At 70.9% G+C, this 20,857-nt stretch carries 17 protein-coding genes; 2 read left to right on the plus strand and 15 right to left on the minus strand.

The window, feature by feature from the left end; translation table 11 throughout:
• Positions 1-31: 31 nt before the first annotated feature.
• From J7E25_RS15210 to J7E25_RS15250, 9 genes are all read right to left on the minus strand, one after another.
• Positions 32-808, minus strand: coding sequence for a DNA-formamidopyrimidine glycosylase family protein (locus tag J7E25_RS15210; RefSeq protein ID WP_214871011.1), 777 nt, complete (start codon positions 806-808; stop codon positions 32-34).
• Positions 795-5,354, minus strand: coding sequence for an ATP-dependent helicase (locus J7E25_RS15215; protein ID WP_214871012.1), 4,560 nt, complete (start codon positions 5,352-5,354; stop codon positions 795-797). The genes J7E25_RS15210 and J7E25_RS15215 overlap by 14 nt, the downstream gene beginning before the upstream one ends.
• Before the next feature lie 48 nt (positions 5,355-5,402).
• Entirely contained in the window at positions 5,403-6,812 is a 1,410-nt protein-coding gene (locus J7E25_RS15220) for a pyridoxal-dependent decarboxylase (protein ID WP_214871013.1), read from the minus strand.
• Between the two features lie 133 nt (positions 6,813-6,945).
• The gene (locus J7E25_RS15225; RefSeq protein ID WP_214871014.1) at positions 6,946-7,794 is read right to left on the minus strand and encodes an SseB family protein; all 849 of its coding nucleotides are present in this window, start codon (positions 7,792-7,794) and stop codon (positions 6,946-6,948) included.
• The gene (gene priA / locus J7E25_RS15230) at positions 7,778-8,524 is read right to left on the minus strand and encodes a bifunctional 1-(5-phosphoribosyl)-5-((5-phosphoribosylamino)methylideneamino)imidazole-4-carboxamide isomerase/phosphoribosylanthranilate isomerase PriA (RefSeq protein WP_214871015.1); all 747 of its coding nucleotides are present in this window, start codon (positions 8,522-8,524) and stop codon (positions 7,778-7,780) included. The genes J7E25_RS15225 and priA overlap by 17 nt, the downstream gene beginning before the upstream one ends.
• Before the next feature lie 100 nt (positions 8,525-8,624).
• Positions 8,625-9,263 carry an imidazole glycerol phosphate synthase subunit HisH gene (gene hisH / locus J7E25_RS15235; protein ID WP_214871016.1) on the minus strand — a complete coding sequence of 213 codons (639 nt, stop codon included), beginning with the start codon at positions 9,261-9,263 and terminating at the stop codon, positions 8,625-8,627.
• Entirely contained in the window at positions 9,260-9,874 is a 615-nt protein-coding gene (hisB, locus tag J7E25_RS15240; protein ID WP_214871017.1) for an imidazoleglycerol-phosphate dehydratase HisB, read from the minus strand. Before hisB ends, hisH begins: the two co-directional genes overlap by 4 nt.
• Positions 9,871-10,971: a histidinol-phosphate transaminase gene (locus J7E25_RS15245; RefSeq protein WP_214871018.1), complete on the minus strand. Its 1,101-nt coding sequence runs from the start codon at positions 10,969-10,971 to the stop codon at positions 9,871-9,873. The genes hisB and J7E25_RS15245 overlap by 4 nt, the downstream gene beginning before the upstream one ends.
• Before the next feature lie 47 nt (positions 10,972-11,018).
• Positions 11,019-11,408 carry a LysM peptidoglycan-binding domain-containing protein gene (locus tag J7E25_RS15250; protein ID WP_214871019.1) on the minus strand — a complete coding sequence of 130 codons (390 nt, stop codon included), beginning with the start codon at positions 11,406-11,408 and terminating at the stop codon, positions 11,019-11,021.
• Positions 11,409-11,678: 270 nt separating this feature from the next.
• On the opposite strand from J7E25_RS15250, the gene lexA reads away from it, so the two are divergent.
• A complete protein-coding gene (gene lexA, locus J7E25_RS15255) occupies positions 11,679-12,356 on the plus strand; it encodes a transcriptional repressor LexA (protein ID WP_214871136.1) in 678 nt (225 codons plus the stop codon).
• Between the two features lie 15 nt (positions 12,357-12,371).
• Here the strand turns inward: lexA and J7E25_RS15260 are convergent, their stop codons facing one another.
• From J7E25_RS15260 to hflX, 4 genes are all read right to left on the minus strand, one after another.
• Complete coding sequence (locus J7E25_RS15260; protein ID WP_214871020.1) at positions 12,372-13,145, minus strand: alpha/beta fold hydrolase; 774 nt, start codon at positions 13,143-13,145, stop codon at positions 12,372-12,374.
• Between the two features lie 150 nt (positions 13,146-13,295).
• Positions 13,296-15,641, minus strand: a complete 2,346-nt coding sequence (gene metE, locus J7E25_RS15265; protein ID WP_214871021.1) for a 5-methyltetrahydropteroyltriglutamate--homocysteine S-methyltransferase — start codon at positions 15,639-15,641, stop codon at positions 13,296-13,298.
• Positions 15,638-16,636: a methylenetetrahydrofolate reductase gene (locus tag J7E25_RS15270; RefSeq protein ID WP_214871022.1), complete on the minus strand. Its 999-nt coding sequence runs from the start codon at positions 16,634-16,636 to the stop codon at positions 15,638-15,640. The genes metE and J7E25_RS15270 overlap by 4 nt, the downstream gene beginning before the upstream one ends.
• 202 nt (positions 16,637-16,838) lie before the next feature.
• Positions 16,839-18,365, minus strand: a complete 1,527-nt coding sequence (gene hflX / locus J7E25_RS15275) for a GTPase HflX (protein WP_214871023.1) — start codon at positions 18,363-18,365, stop codon at positions 16,839-16,841.
• Positions 18,366-18,407: 42 nt separating this feature from the next.
• Between hflX and J7E25_RS15280 the strand changes: the two genes are divergently transcribed.
• On the plus strand, positions 18,408-19,064 hold the full coding sequence (locus tag J7E25_RS15280) for a class I SAM-dependent methyltransferase (protein ID WP_214871024.1): 657 nt from the start codon (positions 18,408-18,410) through the stop codon (positions 19,062-19,064).
• On the opposite strand, the gene dapF is transcribed toward J7E25_RS15280, so the two are convergent.
• Positions 19,051-19,932, minus strand: coding sequence for a diaminopimelate epimerase (gene dapF / locus J7E25_RS15285; protein ID WP_214871025.1), 882 nt, complete (start codon positions 19,930-19,932; stop codon positions 19,051-19,053). The two genes, J7E25_RS15280 and dapF, sit on opposite strands and share 14 nt — an antisense overlap.
• A 4-nt stretch (positions 19,933-19,936) precedes the next feature.
• Positions 19,937-20,857, minus strand: a complete 921-nt coding sequence (gene miaA / locus J7E25_RS15290) for a tRNA (adenosine(37)-N6)-dimethylallyltransferase MiaA (RefSeq protein WP_214871026.1) — start codon at positions 20,855-20,857, stop codon at positions 19,937-19,939.

Genomic DNA, 20,857 nt, shown 5'->3' on the forward strand with positions numbered 1-20,857 from the left:
CTCGAATACTCGAGCGCTCGAGCGGCCGCGCTCAGGTCTGGCAGCTGGGGCACCACCAGATCTCGCGTCGTTCGACGTCGATACGACCGAGGCGACCGTGCTCGATGCGCGTGCCGCAGCGCCGGCACGCCTCGCCGCCGCGCCCGTAGACCCAAAGCCGCGCCCCGCGTCGGAGATCGCCGGTGGTCGTGCGCTCGAGGCGCTCGCGATTGGCGCGCATGACGCGGCTCGCGAGGTCGACGAGCGGCTCGAGCGCCACCTCGCCCGCCGGCCGCGTGGGCAGGATGCCCCGCAGGAAGCACAGCTCGTTCACGTAGACGTTGCCGAGTCCGGCGAGGTTGCGCTGGTCGGCGAGCGCGACCGCGACCGGAGTGTCGGGCGCGAGCGCGAGCCGGCGCACCGCTTCTGCGGCATCCCAGTCGTCGCCGAGGAGATCGGGGCCGAGGTAGCCGAGCCGCTCGGCCTCTTCGGCGGCTGGGAACACCTCGAGGAGGCCGAGGTCGAAGCCGACGGCCAGCACCTCGGGCGTCTCGATCACCGCTCGCGCGTGCCATGCCGGCCGGCGCCACCGCTCACCCGGGCGGTAGACCCACCACTCCCCCTCCATCTTCAGGTGCGAGTGCACGACGTAATCGCCGATGCGCATGAGCAGGTGCTTGCCACGGCTGCCGACCGATCGCACGGGATCACCCGAGAGGTCGACGGTCGCGAACGCGGGCACGCGGAAGTCGGAGCGGGTCACGAGCTGACCCGCGAGCACGTCGTCGAGGAGTCGTGCGGACCGGAACACCGTGTCACCTTCTGGCATCGAAGCGCAGCCCCCTCGGCGTCTCGCGGAATCCGGCCGCGCGCAGCGGCTGGTCGAGTACAGATCCGTAGACGCCGGCACCGTTGACCGTCTCCACCCGGAGTCGCGGCACGCGCGCTCGTGCAAGAGCTTCGGCGAGCGCGGATGCCGCGGCGACGAGCACCTCGTCATCGCTCGAGAAGACGAGCGCCGTGCGCCCGCCCCGCTCGAGGTAGAAGGCCGCCTCGCCGTCGACCATCGCGACGAACGCTCCGGCCTTGCGCGCCGGCCGATGGCCCTCGGCGGCGAGCTCGGGCCAGTCGAGGGCTGCCCCGAAGGGATTCGCGGGATCGGTTGCGGCGAGGGCGATGGCTGCGCCACGGGGCGCGCTCCGCAGCCGGTCGACGGCCGCTCCCGTGGCGAACTGCGCGCCGCCCTGGCCGTCGATGAAGTAGCCCCGGCGCACGCGCCCGGACTCCTCGAATCCAGAGAGGGTGCGGTACGCGAGAGCGAACCCGCCGACGACGCCCTCTGCCATGACGGAACCTCGCGTGACGATGCCGTAGCGCTCGAGGAGGGTCTCGCCGAGCGCATGGGCGCGCGGCGTCGCCGCCGAGCTCGCGAGCGGGAGCACCGACCACCTGCCCGCGGCGCGCGGCGGGTTGGCCCGCGCCGTCGCGGCCCGGCTCGAGCTCACGCTCGCCGCGAGAGCCCGGCGAGAGAGCGACCCGCCTCGCAGCCTGGCCCTCGGTGTGGGCGGAGCGGTCTTGTGCGCGCCGCCCACCGCCAGCAGCCCGCGCACGGGGGCGAAGGTGTCGTTCGTCACCAGGCCGGCCCAGACGAGCCGCCAGAGAGCGTCGATCACCGGTTGTTCGTCGGTCGCGCCGATCGACTCGACGAGCTGACGGAAGAAGTAGCCGCCGCCGGTGCCGAGCACCGCCAGCAGCTCGGTCTCGATGGGGTCGAGCGGTGCGGATGCCGGCAAGGGCAGCGTGAGTTCCGCCGTCTCGGCGAGATGCAGGCTCAGCCAGCCGTCATCGCCCGCGAGCGAGCCCGCGCCGGCCCAGACGACCTCGCCGGAGGCGGTGAGTTCATCGAGCATGTCGGGCCGGTAGTCGGAGACCCGTGCAGGGAGCACGAACGCCTCCCAGGCGGAGGCGGGAATGCGGGCACCCTCGAGCTGCTCGATCACCGCCGCCACCCCGTCGACGCCGCGGAGCTTGCCGCCCACATGCTGCCACTCGGGAAGGAACCTCGCATACTCGCGGGGCACGACCGGCTCGATCTCGTTGCGCAACACCGCGAGCGACCGGCGCCGCAACCTCCGGAGCACCTCGCTGTCGCACCACTCCGTGCCGGTTCCCCGTGGTGAGAACTCGCCCTCGACAACGCGGCGTTCGGCGGCGAGGCGCCCGAGCGCAGACGCCGCGACGGCGGCCCCGATGCCGAATCGCTCGGCCACGGCGTGGACGGTGAACGGCCCGTGCGTGCGAGCGAACCGGCTGACGAGGTCGCCGAGCGGATCGCGAACGGGCTCACCGAACACCTCGGGCAGGCCCGGTGGGATCGGCACGCCGAGCGCATCGCGCAGCCGGCTCAGGTCTTCTACGGCCGCGAACCACGGGTTGCCCGCGAATCGCACGACGGCGACGCGCCGAGCGTCGACGAGCGCGTGGAGCGCCGCCGCCGCATCCGTCTCGCCGTCGACACGCTCGGCGACCTCATCGGCCGTGAGCGGTCCGAGTTCGCGGAGGAGATCGACGACGCCCTCGTCGCCGCGCGCGGCGCGTTCGCGGGCGAGGCGCTGCAGCATCCGCTCGACCTCGTCGACGACCTCGGGATCGAGCAGTTCGCGCAGCTCGATCGTGCCGAGCAGGTCGGCGAGGAGTGCGGGATCGAGCGAGAGCGCGGCGGCGCGTCGCTCGGCGAGTGGCGCATCACCCTCGTACATGAACGCACCGACGTAGCCGAAGAGGAGGCTCGAGGCGAATGGGCTCGCCACCTCGGTCGTGACCTCCACGAAGCGGATCTCGCGAGCGGTGATGCGCTCGGCCAGCCGAGTGAGCGCCGGGAGGTCGTAGACGTCTTGGAGGCACTCTCGCACGGCCTCGAGCACGATCGGAAAGTCGGGGAAGTCGCGAGCGACCTCGAGGAGCTGCGAGGCGCGCTGGCGCTGCTGCCACAGTGGCGAGCGTTTGCCGGGGTTCACCCGCGGCAGGAGCAGCGCTCGCGCCGCGCACTCGCGGAACCGCGACGCGAAGAGGGCGGACCCGCCGACGTGGAGCGTCACGAGCTCGCCGAGCTCGGCCGCCTCGAAGGCGAACAGCTCGGCGCCGGGCGGCTCGTCGGCGGTGTCGGGCATGCGCAGCAAGATGCCGTCGTCGCTCGCCACCGCGTTCGCGTCGACGCCGAACCGCTCCTGCACTCGAGCGCCCGCGGCGAGCGCCCACGGTGCGTGCACCCGCATGCCGTACGGCGAGTGCAGCACGATGCGCCAGTCGCCGAGCTCGTCGCGGAAGCGTTCGATCACGAGGTTCGTCGCGTCGGGCACGACGCGCGTGGCGCCCCGCTGGTCGTCGATGAATGCGAGCAGGTTCCGCGCGGCGCGCTCATCGAGGCCCGCAGCGCGCGACCTCGCCACGCCCACCTCGGCGGGCGAGTTCGCGAGGTCGGCGATGAATCCCCCGATCGCCTCGCCGAGCTCGGCCGGCCGGCCGATTCCGTCGCCCTTCCAGAACGGAAGGCGGCCGGGCTCACCGAACGCAGGCGATACCAGCACGCGGTCGTGCGTGATCTCCTGGATGCGCCAGCTCGTGGCCCCGAGTGCGAAGACGTCGCCGACTCGCGACTCGTACACCATCTCCTCGTCGAGTTCGCCGACGCGTCGCCCGGGGCCGGCCTCGCCGACCATGAAGACACCGAAGAGACCGCGATCGGGAATGGTGCCGCCGCTCGTGACGGCGAGCCGCTGCGCGCCGCGCCGGCCGACGAACGTGCCGGCATCGCGATCCCACACGATACGGGGGCGGAGCTCGCCGAATCGGTCGGATGGGTAGCGCCCGGCGAGGAGGTCGAGGGTCGCATCGAACGCCGATCGGGGCAGGGTGGCGAACGGCGCTGCACGACGCACGAGGTCGAACCACTCCTCGACGTCCCACTCGTCGACCGCCGAGGCGGCGATCGTCTGCTGCGCGAGCACATCGAGGGGATTCGTCGGCACGCGCATCGCCTCGATGGAGCCGGCGGCCATGCGCTCGACGACGACCGCCGAATGCAACAGGTCGGCGCGATGCTTCGGGAAGATCACGCCCTTCGAGACCTGACCCACCTGGTGCCCGGCTCGCCCGATGCGCTGCAGGCCGCTCGCGACCGATGGCGGCGACTCGACCTGCATGACAAGGTCGACGGCGCCCATGTCGATGCCGAGCTCGAGGCTCGACGTCGCGACGACGCACCGCAGCCGGCCGGACTTCAGGTCTTCCTCGACGAGGGCCCGCTCCTCCTTGCTCACGGAGCCGTGATGGGATCGGGCGAGCACCGGCGCGGCGCCGCCGGTGATGCCCGACGCTCCCACCGCTTCCGCCGGCGGTCGCGTGGGTGACGGCGGTGTCGCCTCTGAGGGAACCAGGACCGGGGCGTCGACCTCCGATACCGCCGCGCCGACGGGCACCGGTATGCGCTCGGCCCACAGTTCGTTGAGCCGCGCCGTCAGCCGCTCGGCGAGGCGCCGTGAATTCGCGAACACGATGGTGGAACGGTGCGCGAGCACTTCCTCGAGGATGGCCGCCTCGACATGCGGCCAGACCGAGCCCGAGCTCGACTCGCCGGCGAGATCGGACAGGTCGTCGACCGGCACCGTGACGCTCAGATCGAACCGCTTGCCGCTCGGCGGGGCGACGATCGACACCGGGCGCGTGCCGGCCAGGAAGCGAGCGACCTCCTCGTGCGGCCTGACCGTGGCCGAGAGCCCGATGCGCTGCACCGGTCGCGACGCCAGTGCGTCGAGGCGCTCGAGCGAGAGCGCGAGATGAGCGCCGCGCTTCGAACCGGCCAGTGCGTGGATCTCGTCGACGATGACGGTGTCGACCCCCGCGAGCGTCTCACGGGCCGAGGAGGTGAGCATGAGGTACAGCGACTCTGGGGTCGTGATGAGAATCTCGGGCGGATGCTTCACGAGCGTGCGCCGCTCGGCGGGCGGCGTGTCGCCCGAGCGCACGCCGACCGTCACCTCGGGCACCGACAGGCCATGCGCCGCCGCCGTGCGGGCGATGCCCACGATGGGCGCGCGGAGGTTGCGCTCGACGTCGACGCCGAGGGCCTTGAGCGGCGAGATGTACAGCACCCGGGTGCCCGCGGCCACCGCCTCTGCGCCGCCCGCGATCATGCGATCGATGGCCCAGAGGAATGCCGCGAGCGTCTTGCCCGAGCCCGTGGGCGCCACCACGAGCGCGTGATCGCCACGCGCGATTGCCTGCCACGCGCCGTGCTGCACCGAGGTGGGCGCGGCGAACGACTCCGTGAACCACGCCCGCGTCGCGGGCGAGAACGAGTCGAGCGCCTCAGGCATGACTCCATTCAACCCGATGCCGCCGACTCCGCCGCCGGGGCCGGCATCTCAGGCTTCCGCCAGCGCGCGCCGGACCGCGTCGACCGTGCGAGCGACCTGCGCGGCATCCGTCGCCCAATTGCTCACCGAGAAGCGCACGACGGTGCGACCTCGCCACTGCGACGTCATGGCGAGCACCTCGCCGTCGGCCCAGAGCCGGTCGCTGAGCGCCGCCGTCCCCGCGTCACCGGGCAGCGCGATGCAGACCTGCGTGAAGACGACCTCGTTCAGCACTTCGATGCCCGGCAGTTCGGCCACGCCGTCGGCGATGCCGCGCGCCGCCGCGGCGAGACCGTCGACGAGGCCGGCGACGCCGTCACGACCGAGCGCACGCAGGACCGCCCACGTGGGGATGCCGCGCGCCCTACGGGAGAGCTCAGGCACCTTCTCGTGCGGATCGGCCCCGACCTCGGTCGCCTGCAGGTAGCTCGCGTGCATGCTGAGCGCCCGATGCATGGCGTCGGGGTGAGCGACGATCGCGATACCGCAGTCGTAGGGCACGCTCAGCGTCTTGTGCGCGTCGGTCGCCCATGAATCCGCCCGTTCGTACCCGGCGACGAGATGTCGCAATGACGGCGACGCCCCGGCCCACAAGCCGAACGCGCCATCGATGTGCACCCAGGCGCCGGCCTCGCGTGCGGCGTCGATCGCCGAGGAGAAGTCGTCGAACGCGCCGGAGTGGACGTTGCCAGCTTGCAGCACGACGATCGTCGGCCCGCCACCGGCGGCGAGCGTCTCACGCAGTGCGCCGAGGTCGATGCGTCCCTGTTCGTCGGCCGGCACGGCGACCGGTGAGCCGAGCCCGAGATACCGGGCGGCGAGGTCGACGGTGCCGTGGCGCTCCTCCCCCACGATGAAGCGCACGCGCGGCCCGCCGGCGAGGCCGTCGCGTTCGACGTCCCACCCCGCGTCACCCAGCACTTGGTCGCGAGCGGCTGCGAGGCAGGTGAAGTTGCCCATGGTCGCGCCGGTCGTGAACCCGACTTCGCTCTGCGGCGGCAGGCCGAGCAGGTCGACGATCCATTCACCGGCGAGCTCCTCCGCAGCGGCCGCCCCAGGCGCGATGAAGCGAAGGCTGGTGTTCTGGTCCCATGCGCCCACGAGCCAGTCCGCCGCGAGCGCCACGGGCTGGATGCCGCCCATCACCCACCCGAAGAAGCGCGGCGAGCCGATCGCGATGAGTCCCGGCTCGGCGTTCACGGCGAGACGCGAGATCACCGAGACGGGATCGTCGCCCCCGTCGGGCAATGCGCGGCCGAGGGCGTCTTTCAGGTCGTCGATCGTGGCGCTCGCGGGGATCTTCCGCTCGAAGACCGTCGACAACCATGCCCGCGCTTGGTCATTCGCTGCGTCGAGCGCCGCCTCGTATCGGCCATCACCGGCTGCCGCAGCCTTCGTCTCGCTCGTCTGAACGCTCATGGCGGACCTGGATTCTGCGCTCCAACGCGCGCTTCCTATCGTGCTCCCGGGTGCGCTCCGGGTCAATGCCCGGGTTGGGGCCACGGATGCCGCACGTGCTCGACCGGAGCGGAAACGCGGCGAATGCGGCCGGTCAGTCGCCGGCGCCGGTGAGTCGCACGGTGAGCGAATCGACGAGTGTCGCGATCGCGTCATCGGCGGCCCAGCGTGCCGCGAGCCGCTGCAGGACGGCGTCGAGCTCCTGCCGAGTGAGGCCGGCGACGAGTGTGAGCCGTACCACCAGCTCAGGGCCACGGAGCCGGGCCGTCGGGTCGCCCGGAGAGAGCGAGACGCCGAGCACCGCGAGTTCGGTGCGGATGGACCGCTCGAACGCGGCGTGCACGTCGGCTGAATCGAACGGGGGTCGCCACGGCAGCGATTGCGCCACCGACCAGACCGCGGGTCGGCGCAGCGCGAACTCCGTCTCCGAGCCGGGGTCGAGGACGATGAGGTCGGTACCGTCGTCGGCGGCCGCGAGCGCGACGCGCACGCCGTCGGCGGGAACTGGCCGGGCAGCGGGATTCCAGCGCGACATCGCCGCGACCGAGGAGAACACCGGCAGCACCTTGCGGCCGTCGGGGCCCTCGACGGTCACGATCGAGAGCTCCTGGCTCTTGTCGACCGCGAGCCCGTGCGCGCCGACCTCCGCCCCGCCGTCGCCGAGCTCGGCGAGGAGCGGGATCAGCAGGCGCGAGCGGCCGAACACGTCGACGACCGCCGCCTGGTCGGCCTCGCCGGCGTGGAACCTGCGGAGCGCCTCGGCGAGCTCGGCCGGCGCGCTGCCGTCGTCGGCGGCGTGCGGGTTCGAGTCGAACGAACGCCCTGCCCAGGGCACACCCGCCGAGTCGGCGGCGGCATCCGTCGGGCCGCCGTCGTGCTCAGGCGTGGGCACGGGCACGGGCACGGGCTCGGGCTCGGGCTCTCGCTCAGTGCGAGGCGACATCCAGCGCCTCGGGCAGCGTGAACGCGCCGGCGTAGAGCGCCTTTCCGATGATCGCGCCTTCGAGGCCGAGCGGAACGAGCTCACGGAGCGCGACAATGTCGTCGAGGCTCGAGACACCGCCGGATGCGACCACGGGGCGGTGCGTGCGGTCCATGACCTGGCGGAGCAGCTCGAGGTTCGGCCCCTGCAGGGTGCCGTCCTTCGTGACGTCGGTGACGACGTAGCGCGCCGCGCCGGCCTCCTCGAGGCGGTCCATGACCTGCCAGAGGTCGCCGCCGTCCTGAGTCCACCCGCGCGCAGCGAGCGTCGTGCCGCGCACGTCGAGGCCCACGGCGATCGCGTCGCCGTACTGGGCGATGACGGATGACGCCCACTCGGGGTTCTCGAGGGCCGCCGTGCCGAGGTTGATTCGCTTGGCACCGATGGCGAGGGCGTGCTCGAGCGACGCGTCGTCGCGGATGCCGCCGGAGAGCTCGACGTTGACGCCGCGCACCTGCCGGATCACCTTCTTCAGGATTCCTGCGTTGCTCCCGCGGCCGAATGCCGCGTCGAGGTCGACGAGGTGGATCCACTCGGCGCCCTGCTCCGCCCAGTCGACGGCCGCATCGACGGGGTCGCCGTAGCTCGTCTCGGTGCCGGCTTCACCCTTGGTGAGACGCACGGCCTTGCCACCCGCGACGTCGACTGCCGGTAGCAGCACGAGGGCCGGGGTCTTGTTGAACTCGCTCATTCACTGTCCTCGATTCCGAGCCGCGATGCGCGGCGATCGGCACAGTCACAGCATCCTAGTCCGATTGGATCGGAGCGGCGCGAACTGCGCCATGTGGGCATCAGCCGAGCGTGCCGAGCCAATTTCCGAGCAGTCGGATGCCGGCATCCGACGACTTCTCGGGGTGGAACTGCGTCGCCGACAGCGGGCCGTTCTCGACGGCCGCGAGGAAGCGCCCGCCGTGCTCCGACCAGGTCAGCTTCGGCTGCGGGTATGGCGGCTGGACGTCGAGCAACCACTCCTGCGCGGCGAACGAGTGCACGAAGTAGAACCGCTCGCCCTCGAGGCCCGCGAAGAGCGCCGATCCCTCATCGGGCTCGACGGTGTTCCAGCCCATGTGCGGGAGCACCGGCGCCGGCAGCTCGGTGACGATTCCCGGCCACTCGCCGAGGCCCTCGGTGTCGACGCCGCGCTCGACGCCGCGCTCGAAGAGCACCTGCATTCCCACGCAGATGCCGAGCACCGGGCGCCCCCCAGCGAGGCGGCGGTCGATGATCTCGTCACCGCGCACAGCTCGCAGGGCGTTCATCACGGCGCTGAACGCGCCGACGCCCGGCACCACGAGTCCGTCGGCCTCGAGCGCCGCGGCGCGATCGGCCGTGAGCTCGACTTCGGCTCCGGCGCGCTCGAGCGCCTTCGCGGCGGAGTGGACGTTGCCCGACCCGTAGTCGAGCACCACGACGCGTGGGGTGCGGGTCACAACGCGCCCTTCGTCGATGGGATGCCGTCGACGAGCGGATCGAGCGCCTTCGCCTGCCGGAACGCACGCGCGAACGCCTTGAACTCCGCCTCGGCGATGTGGTGGGGATCGCGGCCGCCCAGCACCGTCACATGCACCGTGAGCGCGGCGTTGAATGCGATGGCCTCGAAGACGTGGCGCACCATCGAACCCGTGAAGTGGCCTCCGATGAGGTGGAACTCGAAGCCCGCGGGCTCGCCCGTGTGCACGAGGTACGGTCGCCCCGAGATGTCGACGACGGCTTGCGCGAGCGCCTCGTCGAGCGGCACGAGCGCGTCGCCGTAGCGCGAGATGCCGCGCTTGTCACCGAGCGCCTGCCGAATGGCCTGGCCGAGCACGATGCCGACGTCTTCGACCGTGTGGTGCACGTCGATCTCGATGTCGCCCCGGGCACGCACAGTGAGGTCGGTGAGCGAGTGCTTCGCGAAGGCGGTGAGCAGGTGGTCGAAGAACGGCACGCTCGTCTCGATGTCGCTCACCCCCGTGCCGTCGAGGTCGACCGACAGATCGATGCTCGATTCGCTGGTCTCGCGTTGCACACGGGCGGTGCGCGGTGCGCTCGCAGGGGTCATATCGCAATCCTATTCGGGCGTTCGGGCGCGAACAGCGCGATCGCCTCGAGGAACGCACTCGTCTCGGGCTCGGTGCCGGCGGTCACGCGCAAGTGCCCCGGGATGCCGATCTCCCGGATCAGGATGCCGCGGTCGAGCAGCGCCTCGAACACCGCGTGCGGCTCGTCGACGCCGCCGAAGAGCACGAAGTTCGAACCGCTGCGGTACGGGTGGAAGCCGAGGCGGGAGAGCTCGGTCGAGATGCGCTCGCGCTGGCCGCGGATCTCGTCGACCATCGCGAGCATCTCGCTCGAGTGCGCCAGTGCGCCGAGGGCGGCCGCCTGGGTGAGCGAGGAGAGGTGGTAGGGCAGGCGCACGAGCCGGAGCGCATCGATCGCGGCGGGGTCGCCGGCCAGGTAGCCGACGCGGGCGCCGGCGAACGCGAACGCCTTGCTCATGGTTCGAGACACGAGCAGGCGCGGTCGGCCGTCGAGCAGCGTGAGGGCGCTCGGCGTGCCGGGCTCTGCGAACTCGAAGTACGCCTCGTCGACGACGACGACGCCCCGTGCCGCGTCGGCCACGGCTCGGATCGTGTCGAGTGCGAGCGGCGTGCCCGTCGGGTTGTTCGGAGCGCAGAGGAGCACGACATCGGGATCGTGCTCCTGCACGGCCCTGACCGCCGTCTCGGTGCTCACCTCGAACTCGTCGTCGCGCGGCGCCGTGATCCAGCCCGTGCCGGTACCGGACGCGAGGAGCCCGTACATCGAATACGTCGGGGCGAAGCCGAGCGCCACGCGCCCAGGCCCGCCGTAGGCCTGGAGGACGTGCTGCAGGACCTCGTTCGAACCGTTCGCCGCCCAGATCTGCTCCGCTTCGAGTCCGTGACCGAGGTACTCGGCCAGCGACCGGCGGAGGTCGGTGAACTCACGATCGGGATACCGGTTCAAGCGCAGGATCGCCGCCGCGACGCGGGCGATGATGTCGTGGGCGACATCTTCAGGGATCGGATGCGTGTTCTCGTTCACGTTGAGCGCGACCGGCACGGTCTGCTGCGGAGCGCCGTACGGCGACTTGCCGCGGAGGTCGTCACGGATGGGGAGCTCGTCGAGACTCGTCACCGTTCCATGCTAGCTACGCGGCACGGACCATTTTCACCGCCCAGCGGTCACCGCACGATGGGGAGGGCGAGGCGCTGGCCCGGCTCGACGACCGCGCCGTCGAGCCCGTTGAGCCTGATGATCTCGTCGATGACGACGCGCGGGTCGCCGTTGGGAGCGATCGACTCGGCGATGGCCCACAACGAGTCGCCCTGGTCGATCGTGACGTATTCGAACATCGCTCCGGCGCCGTCGACTTCGGCGGCTGCACCACCGGCGCCGAGAATCGTCGCCAATGCCCAGACGACGACGGGAACGGCAGCGAGGGTGGTGAACACGATGCGCCCACGGCGAGTGAGCCGAAGTCGCGCGTGCGCTTGCCCGCCGGCAGGCGACGGGGCGCCCTGCCGCGGCAATGCCGCCGTGCTGAATCCGGTCGTCACGATCGTTGCACTCATCTCACACCTCCTGTGGGAGACGCATCCGGCCCTCGGCCGGGAGGGCCGGATGCGAATCTCTGTTCCGAATGTATCTTCGAATGTCGGATGCCGCAAGCACCCACGCGGGAGAAATAATCGCCCGCGAATACCGCGACACACTCGAACGAATGTTTGCCGCACCCGCGTAAGGCGGATACAGTTTCGAATGTTCGACCACAGTCGATCAGGTACCACCGACATCCGGTCGCTGCGCGGCCGCAACGAGGGGCGGAGACGTTGAGCACCGACATCGACGACGTGCGCGATTCCGGAAGGGCGCGCCGCCGCAAGAGCTTGAGCGCGAAGCAGGTCGCCATCCTCGAGATGATCCAGCGATCCGTATCGAGCCGCGGCTATCCGCCGAGCATGCGCGAGATCGGCGATGCCGTCGGCCTCTCCTCGCTCTCGAGTGTCACCCACCAGCTCAACCAGCTCGAGCTCGCCGGCTACCTGCGTCGCGATCCCAATCGTCCGCGCGCCCTCGAGGTGCTCATCGAGGTGCCCGACTCCGAGTCGCGAGCGCCGTCCGAATATGAGCCGGCGCCCGTCGGGGATGCCGCCATGGTGCCGCTCGTCGGCCGCATCGCGGCTGGTGTACCGATCATGGCCGAGCAGCAGATCGACGAGATCTTCCCGCTCCCCCGCCAACTCGTCGGCAAGGGCGAGCTCTTCATCCTCAAGGTCGTCGGCGACTCGATGATCGACGCGGCCATCTGCGACGGCGACTGGGTGGTGGTGCGTTCGCAGCGCACCGCCGAGAACGGCGAGATCGTCGCTGCGATGCTCGACGGCGAGGCCACGGTGAAGGTTTTCCGCCAGCGCGACGGCCACACGTGGCTGCTCCCTCGCAACAGCGCGTTCGAGCCGATCGTCGGAGACCACGCCGAAGTGCTCGGCAAGATCGTGGCCGTGCTCCGCGCGGTCTGAGCCGAGTCGAGCGCGCTAGGCCTCGGCGCACACCAAGGCGACCTCGTTCACCGCACGCGGCGCGAGCGGCGCGATGCCCCGCAACCAGGCGACGACCGCGTCCATGAACCCGCCGTGATCGTCGCGGAAGACCGTGTGGCCGGTGCCGCGCAGTGTCTTCACGGTCATGCCCTGGTGCCGCAACTGCGCGGCGACCTTCGCGGTGATGAGCAGGCTCTTCTCTGCGAGCACCACGAGCGTCGGGGCGACGAGCCGCACCGGCGGCACGAGTGGCCGAGTGTCGGCGAAGCCGAGGATCGTGCGCTTGTCCCAATCGCGCAGCGTCGCGAGCTCGATGTCCACGTCCACCGCGCTCCACTTCGGGTTCATCCGTACCAGCGCCGAGCGCGGCGGCCTCGGCGCGATCGCGAAGGCGAGCTTGTAGGCGACGCCGCGGATGCCGCGCGGGAACGAGAAGGCGGGGTCGACGTAGACGGCGGCGCGCGGTGCCAGCTCGTCGGCGACGAGACTCGCGACGAGCGCGCCGAGCGAGTGTCCCATGACGAGATCGGGCGGCCCATCGAGCAGCGGCGCGAGCGTCTCGACCACGTCGTCCGCCCACGCGGCGGGCGAATAGCGACGTGCCCGGGGGCTACGGCCGTGCCCGGCGAGGTCGACCGCGAGAACTCGGAAGTCGTGCGACTCGAGTTCGGCGGTGACGCGGTGCCACGCCCGCGAGTCCGACATGATGCCGTGGATGAGGACCGCGGTCCGGGCGCCGCCGCCTGATTCCCGAACCGCCAGTTGCATGGGCCGACCATAGGCGGCGCTCCTGTACGCCCGCCCTGCATCGGATGGGGAACCGCCGAGTGCGACGCGGAATCGTGGGCAGGGCGGCACAGGCGAACAGGGCGGGTGCCGGTCTCGCGGCATCCGCCCTGCCCTGCCTGCGCTGCAGTGCTATTCGACGAGCGCCGGAGCCGCGAGGCGAGCCCGAACGGCGCGGGTCGCTTCGAGGATGTGCTCGAGCGACTCGACCGTCTCGGCGTAGCCACGGGTCTTCAGGCCGCAGTCGGGGTTCACCCAGAGTCGCGACGCCGGGATCTCGGCGACCGCCCGCTCGAGGAGCGTCTGCACCTCGGCGGCGCTCGGCACTCGCGGTGAGTGGATGTCGTAGACGCCCGGGCCGATGCCGTGGTCGAACCCGCTCGTCGCGAGGTCGTCGACCACCTCCATGCGGCTGCGGGCCGCCTCGATGCTCGTGACATCCGCGTCGAGGTTGCGGATCGCATCGATCACGACGCCGAACTCCGAGTAGCAGAGGTGCGTGTGCACCTGGGTCGCGGATGCCGCGCCGCCCGTTGCGAGCCGGAACGAGCCCACCGACCAGTCGAGGTAGGTCGTCTGGTCACGACGCTTCAGCGGAAGCAGTTCGCGCAGCGCGGGCTCGTCGACCTGGATGACGCGGATGCCCGCGCCCTCGAGGTCGGCGATCTCATCGCGAAGGGCGAGTGCGACCTGCCTGGCGGTGTCGCCGAGCGGCTGGTCGTCGCGCACGAACGACCACGCGAGGATCGTCACCGGACCGGTGAGCATGCCCTTCACGGGCTTCTCGGTGAGCGACTGCGCATAAGTCGACCACTCGACCGTCATGGGCGCAGGCCGCGACACGTCGCCCCAGAGGATCGACGGACGCGTGCACCGCGAGCCGTACGACTGCACCCAGCCGTGCTTCGTGACGGCGAAGCCGTCGAGCAGCTCGGCGAAGTACTGCACCATGTCGTTGCGCTCGGGCTCGCCGTGCACCAGCACATCGAGCCCGATCTCCTCCTGCAGGCGCACGACGCGTTCGATCTCCTCGCGCATGAGCGCGCGGTACTCGTCGTCGGAGAGCGAGCCGTTCAGGAGGCCTGCGCGGGCGCGACGGATGTCGGTCGTCTGCGGGAATGAGCCGATCGTCGTGGTCGGCAGCTCGGGAAGCGCGAGCGCCTCCTGGGCGGCGACGCGCTCGGCGTAGGCGGCGCGGGAGAAGTCCCCGTCGGCGAGTGCCGCGAGACGGTCGCGCACGGTCGGCACGCGCACGCCCGGTGCCGTGCTGCGATCGGCGAGGGCCGCGGATGCCGCTGCAAGCTCCTCCTCGATCGCCGCGCGACCCTCGACGAGCCCGCGCGCGAGCACGGCGACCTGCGCCACCTTCTGGTCGGCGAACGCGAGCCAGCCGACGAGACGCGCATCGAGCTCGGTCTCGTCGTCGACATCGTGGGGCACGTGCAGGAGCGAGGTCGAGCTCGAGACGGCGACGGCACCGGAGAAGGCGCGCAGCGCCTCGGCACGTTCGAATGCCGCTGCGAGGTCGCCGCGCCAGATGTTGTGCCCGTCGATGACGCCAGCCACGAGCGTCTTCGCGGCGAGCGACTCGCTCGTGGCCGGGTCGAGCTGCTCGGGCAGCGAGCCGCGCACGAGGTCGAATCCGATCGCCTCGACCGGCGTCGCCGCGAGGGCCGGCAGCGCCTCGTCGAGAGCGCCGTAGGGCGCGGCCACGAAGATCGCGGGGCGAGGTCCGGCGGCGCCGAGCGCGTCGTAGGCGGCGCCGATCGCGTCGATCACTCGATCGCGCGGCTCGTCGATGCTCTCGCTCACGAGCGCCGGCTCGTCGAACTGCACCCACTCGGCCCCCGCCTCGGCGAGTTCCTCGAGGAGCTCGGCGTATACCGGCACGAGGTCGCCGAGCCGGTCGATCGGCCGGAAGCCGTCGGGCGCGCCATCGGCGGGCTTCGCGAGGAGGAGGAAGGTGACCGGGCCGACGACGACGGGCCGCGTGAGGAATCCGGCCGCCCGCGCCTCGGCGAACTCGCCCAGGATGCGCTCGGCGTGCAGGGCGAAATCGGTGTCGGGCCCGACCTCGGGCACGAGGTAGTGGTAGTTCGAGTCGAACCACTTCGTCATCTCGAGCGGTGCGTCATCGCCCACACCACGAGCGATCGTGAAGTAGGTGGCGAGATCGACGCTGCCGTCGGCGGCCAGCAGGTGGCGGAACCGCTCGGGAACCGCGCCGACCGCGACCGCGGCGTCGAGCACCTGGTCGTAGTAGGAGAACGACTCGGGGATCGAGGAGTCGTCGCGGCCGAGTCCGAGTGCGGCGAGGCGCTCGCGAGTGGCCGCGCGGAGTTCGAACGAGCGCTGCTCGAGTTCGTCGGCGTGGATCGAGCCGGCCCAGAAGGCCTCGACGGCGCGCTTCAGCTCGCGGCGCCGCCCGATTCGCGGATATCCGAGGATGGTTCCCGTGGGGAAGGCGTATGCAGTCATCGTTGCGTGGTGTTCCTCTCGTTGACGAGCTGGTCGGGATTGCGAAGGTCGAGCCGGTCGAGCACGTCGAGCACGACCTCGTGGCGGTTGTAGGTGTACAGGTGAAGGCCGGGTGCGCCGCCCTCGAGCACTGCAGCGGCGAGCCGGGCGGCGAAGGTGATGCCGAGCTCGGCTTGCGCCGCGGCATCCGGTTCGATCTCGAGGTCGATGGCGAGTTCGGCCGGCGGCTCGACTCCCGTGAGTTCGGTGAGTCGCGCGAGCCGGGCCGGCGTGGTGACGGGCATGATGCCCGGGACGATCGGAATCGTGACGCCGCCCGCGCGAGCACGGTCGACGAACGTGAGGTAGTCGTCGGCACGCCAGAAGAGCTGGGTGATCGCGAGATTCGCCCCCGAGATCTCTTTCGAAAGCAGAACGTCGACGTCGTGGGCGATACCCCGGGATCGCGGATGCCCCGTCGGGAACGCCGCCACCGCGACTCGCTCGGGGCGGGCACGCTCCCGGATGCGAGAAGCGCCCGGCATGCCGGGCATGCCGACCTGCGTGAAAGGCTCACGCTCTTCCTGCACGCGGTGGATGAGTTGCACGAGTTCGGCAGCGCTCGCGAGATCACCGATTCCGGCGTCGGGGTCGGCGTCGGCGCCGACCGGCGGATCGCCGCGGAGCGCGAGAAAGCTCGTGACCCCTGCATCGAGGAACTCGCGCACCAGCCGGTTCGCCTCGGCGTGCGAGGAACCGACGCACGTGAGGTGCGCCATCGGCTCGACGTTCGTGTGCGCGAGCAGGTAGCGGAGCACCGTGAGCGAGCGGTCGCGAGAGGTGCCGCCCGCGCCGAAGGTCACGGAGATGAACGCGGGATCAGCCTCGGCGAGGCGGTCGATCGTGCGACCGAGGGCGAGCGCCGCAGCATCCGTTCGGGGTGGGAACAGCTCGAACGAGATCGGCGGTCGAGGCCGACAGTCCGCGCCCTCGGGGGCGGATCCGGTCTCTGCCATGGTGCTCCTGCGTGGCATGCCTCGACGGCGGAGGCACGGCATGCCGCGCTCCCCCGGCCGAACGGCGGGTGGGTCTCGCGGGCGGGTGCCGGGCTCGGCGGTCGCTCCAGGCGAGGCGGCATCCGGCCGCTCGCCGACGATCAAGAGCGACGATACGCCTCCGCGGCGATGCCCGCGCGTAAATGACGTGACGTGACGCGAATCAGGCGACGACGGGCGCTGCAGTGAACTCGGTGAGCTGGGCCGCCTGCTCAGGCGATGCGAGCGCGCGGATGCGCGTGCCCTCCTCGTTGTACTCGACCGAGAGCACACGACCGGTCTCGTGCAGGGTCGACACGATGTCGCCGCGGTCGTACGGCACAAGCAGGTCGATCTCCACCGCAGGGTCGGGCAACATCCGCGCGATCGCCGCGAGCACATCGCGCACGCCCTCGCCCGTGCGGGCGGAGGCGAAGATCGCATCGGGCTCGAGGCCGCGAAGCACCAGTCGATCTTCAGGCGACACGAGGTCGGCCTTGTTGAAGACGATGAGTTCACGGATGTCGCGAGCGCCGAGTTCACCGATGACTTCGCGCACCGTGGTGATCTGGCCGGCCGGGTCGGGGTGAGCCGCATCGACGACATGCACGATCAGGTCGGCGGCGGCGACCTCTTCGAGCGTCGAACGGAACGCCTCCACGAGCTGGTGCGGGAGGTTGCGCACGAATCCGACGGTGTCGGCGATCGTGTAGACCCGCCCATCAGCCGTCGTGTTGCGGCGCACCGTGGCATCGAGCGTGGCGAAGAGGGCGTTCTCGACGAGCACGCCCGCGCCCGTGATGCGGTTGAGCAGGCTCGACTTGCCGGCGTTCGTGTATCCGGCGATCGCCACGGACGGCACCGCGTTGCGCTTGCGGTTCGCGCGCTTGGCCTCGCGTGCGGGCTTCATGGCCACGATCTGCTTGCGGAGGCGAGACATGCGCGTGTGGATGCGACGCCGATCGAGCTCGATCTTCGTCTCACCGGGGCCACGTGAGCCCATGCCCGCGCCGGCGCCGCCGACCTGGCCACCGGCCTGGCGCGACATCGACTCGCCCCAGCCGCGCAGGCGGGGAAGCAGGTATTCGAGCTGCGCGAGCTCGACTTGCGCCTTGCCCTCGCGGCTCTTCGCGTGCTGGCTGAAGATGTCGAGGATGACGGCGGTGCGGTCGATGACCTTGACCTTCACCACGTCTTCGAGTGCACGCCGCTGGCTGGGCGCGAGCTCGGTGTCGGCGATGACCGTGTCTGCGCCGAGGGCGGCGACGACGTGTCGCAGCTCTTCGGCCTTGCCGCTGCCGAGGTACGTGCTCGGGTCGGGATTCGGACGGCGTTGCAGCAGCCCGTCGAGTACCCGGGCGCCGGCCGTCTCGGCCAGGGCGGCGAGCTCTCGCATGGAGTTCTCGGCATCGTCTTGTGCACCTTGCGCGTACACGCCGATGAGCACGACGTTCTCGAGCCGCAACTGCCGGTACTCGACCTCGGTGACGTCTTCGAGCTCGGTGGAGAGGCCGCTGACGCGGCGAAGGGCGGCGCGCTCTTCGCGCTCGTACTGCTCGCCGTCGGTCGAGCCGGCGGCTGGGTCATCCGACCCGGGAGCCATCAGCGCTTCGGCTGGTGCGCCGAAGCGCGTGACGCCGGCCTTGGAAGCTGCGCCTCTCAGCACACGCTCGACGGCGTCGTCGACGGTGTCGTGTTCGGCTTCATTCATTGTGTTAACCCTAGTTCCAATCGCTGCGATAGGTTCCCCTGTATGCCCTCGGACCACTATTTCTCCTCGAATCCGCGGAGCGGCCGCGCTCCCCGCACGATCCGGGTGCAACTCGCGGGGCGAGAGGTCGAACTCGAGACCGCGGGCGGTGTCTTCAGCCCCGAGCGCATCGACGCCGGCACCCGGGTGCTGCTCGGAACCGTACCCGAGCCCCCGCAGCACGGGCACCTGCTCGATCTCGGGTGCGGTTGGGGTCCGATTGCGCTGACGCTTGCCCTCACGGCGCCTGAGGCGACCGTCTGGGCGGTCGACGTGAATGAGCGGGCGCTCGATCTCGTGCGACGCAACGCTCGTCGCCTCGGCCTCCACAATGTCAACGCCGCGCTGCCCGACGATGTTCCCGACGCGATTCGCTTCGGCACGATCTGGTCGAATCCACCGATCCGCGTCGGCAAGACAGAGCTGCACGCGCTCCTGCTCCGCTGGCTGCCACGACTCGACGCCGACGCGATCGCGTGGCTCGTCGTGCAACGCAACCTCGGCTCGGACTCGCTGCAGCGCTGGCTCGACGAGGCGCTGCCCGCAGGCTTCGAGGTCGATCGCGCCGAGCTCTCGAAGGGATACCGGGTGCTCACGGTCAGCGCGCCGGGCGGCCCGGCGCCGGGTCAGGGCACGAGCCCGAAACTCACGCGAGGCTGAGCACGCCGTCGAACACGAGCTCGGCCGGGCCCGACAAGGCGACGTGCTCGCCGTCGTCGCCCGCGAACATGCGCACGCCGAGCACACCGCCCGGCACCTGCACGCGCCATTCGTCGGGTGCGCCGGCACCGGCCCAATGCCGCACCGCGAGTGCCGCAGCCACCGCACCGGTGCCGCACGAGAGCGTCTCACCCGATCCACGTTCGTGCACCCGCATTCGGATGCGTCCGACGCCGTCTTCGACGAGCGGTTCGGCCGGCACGACGAACTCGATGTTGGCCCCCGCTTCGGGCACCGGTTCGAGGATCGGCTGGTAGGCGAGATCGAGCCCGTCGAGCTCGGCGTCGTCGGCGAGCGCCACGACGACGTGCGGATTGCCGACGTCGATGCCGATGCCGGGCCGAGCGACGGGAAGATGCCTCGCGCGAACGAGTGGCTCACCGCCCGCGAGTCGCCAGCGACCGAGGTCGGCCTCGAATCCGGCGCGGTTCGGCGTGACGGTGCGCACTCCCGCCCTCGTGCCGATCGCGATGGACGCTCCGGGGTGCAGCTCCGCGAGGCCCTGGTCGAGGAGGTACTTCGTGAAGACCCGGATGCCGTTGCCGCACATCTCGGACACGCTGCCGTCGGCGTTCCAGTAGTCCATGAACCAGGTCGCGTCGGAGTCGGCGGCAAGCGCCGAGGCGCCGTCGTCGAGGTTGCGGGAGCGCACGGCTCGGATGACCCCGTCGGCGCCCACGCCGAAACGACGGTCGCAGACCGCGGCGATCTGGGTCGGGGTGAGCTCGGTGTCGCCCTCAGGATCGCTGAAGAGCACGAAGTCGTTGCCCGTGCCCTGTCCCTTGGTGAACCGCAGATCGAACGACATGACGTCAGTCTATGGCCGCCTGGCGGGCCAGTTCCGCGCCTCGGGCCACGACGTCGTCGGCGTCGATCGTCTCTGCGTGCCGGTACCGCTTGAACCAGGAGACCTGGCGACGGGCGTAGGTGCGGGTGAGTTGCCGCGTCTCGTCGATCGCCTCCTCACGAGTGAGGCGCCCGCCCAGCTCGCCGAGGGCTTGCGCGTAGCCAATGGCCTGGCGCGCGGTCACACCCCGCTCGATGCCCTGCGGGATGAGCCCGCGTACCTCGTCGAGGAGGCCGTCTTCCCACATGGCGGCCGTGCGGGCGTCGAGACGCTGCACGAGGCGCGCCCGGTCGCTGCGCAGATGCACGATGCGGTGCTGTCGCCACGGGACCGGCTCGTCGGGCAGCCGCGCCGCCTTGGGCTCCCCCGTGAGCTCGATCACCTCGAGCGCGCGCACGATGCGGCGGCCGTTCTGCGCGTCGACGCTCGCGGCGGTCTCGGCATCGATGGCACGCAAGCGGGCGTGCAGGAGACCCGGCCCGTGATCGGCGAGCTCCTGCTCGAGCCGGGCTCGCAGCGCGGCATCCGTGCCCGGAAACCGGAAGTCGTGGATCACCGACGACACGTAGAGTCCGGAGCCGCCCACGAGCAGCGCAACGCCCTCACGCGCGAGGATCTCGTCGATGACGGTGCGAGCGCTCGATTGGTAGGCCGCGACGGATGCCTCCTCGGTGACGTCGAGCACGTCGAGGAGGTGGTGCGGCACGCCTCGTCGCTGGGCTTCGGTCAGCTTGGCGGTGCCGATGTCCATGCCGCGATAGAGCTGCATCGCGTCGGCGTTCACGACTTCGGCTGTGCGGCCGACCCGGCCGAACGCCTCGGCGAGGTCGAGCGCGAAGTCGGACTTGCCGGTGCCCGTGGCGCCGACGATCGCGATGAGGGTCAC

Origin of the sequence: Agromyces sp. ISL-38 (assembly GCF_018613935.1) — a bacterium.
In the GTDB taxonomy this organism is placed as follows: domain Bacteria; phylum Actinomycetota; class Actinomycetes; order Actinomycetales; family Microbacteriaceae; genus Agromyces.

Bases quoted from the DNA above. Each gene is read 5' to 3' on its own strand.
- priA (WP_214871015.1), bottom strand. From the start codon at position 8,524: ATGAGCGAGTTCAACAAGACCCCGGCCCTCGTGCTGCTACCGGCAGTC.
- hflX (WP_214871023.1), bottom strand. From the start codon at position 18,365: ATGAATGAAGCCGAACACGACACCGTCGACGACGCCGTCGAGCGTGTG.
- J7E25_RS15280 (WP_214871024.1), top strand. From the start codon at position 18,408: ATGCCCTCGGACCACTATTTCTCCTCGAATCCGCGGAGCGGCCGCGCT.
- hisB (WP_214871017.1), bottom strand. From the start codon at position 9,874: ATGACCCCTGCGAGCGCACCGCGCACCGCCCGTGTGCAACGCGAGACC.
- dapF (WP_214871025.1), bottom strand. From the start codon at position 19,932: ATGTCGTTCGATCTGCGGTTCACCAAGGGACAGGGCACGGGCAACGAC.
- J7E25_RS15225 (WP_214871014.1), bottom strand. From the start codon at position 7,794: ATGTCGCCTCGCACTGAGCGAGAGCCCGAGCCCGAGCCCGTGCCCGTG.
- J7E25_RS15215 (WP_214871012.1), bottom strand. From the start codon at position 5,354: ATGCCTGAGGCGCTCGACTCGTTCTCGCCCGCGACGCGGGCGTGGTTC.
- J7E25_RS15220 (WP_214871013.1), bottom strand. From the start codon at position 6,812: ATGAGCGTTCAGACGAGCGAGACGAAGGCTGCGGCAGCCGGTGATGGC.
- J7E25_RS15210 (WP_214871011.1), bottom strand. From the start codon at position 808: ATGCCAGAAGGTGACACGGTGTTCCGGTCCGCACGACTCCTCGACGAC.
- metE (WP_214871021.1), bottom strand. From the start codon at position 15,641: ATGACTGCATACGCCTTCCCCACGGGAACCATCCTCGGATATCCGCGA.
- J7E25_RS15260 (WP_214871020.1), bottom strand. From the start codon at position 13,145: ATGCAACTGGCGGTTCGGGAATCAGGCGGCGGCGCCCGGACCGCGGTC.
- J7E25_RS15250 (WP_214871019.1), bottom strand. From the start codon at position 11,408: ATGAGTGCAACGATCGTGACGACCGGATTCAGCACGGCGGCATTGCCG.
- J7E25_RS15270 (WP_214871022.1), bottom strand. From the start codon at position 16,636: ATGGCAGAGACCGGATCCGCCCCCGAGGGCGCGGACTGTCGGCCTCGA.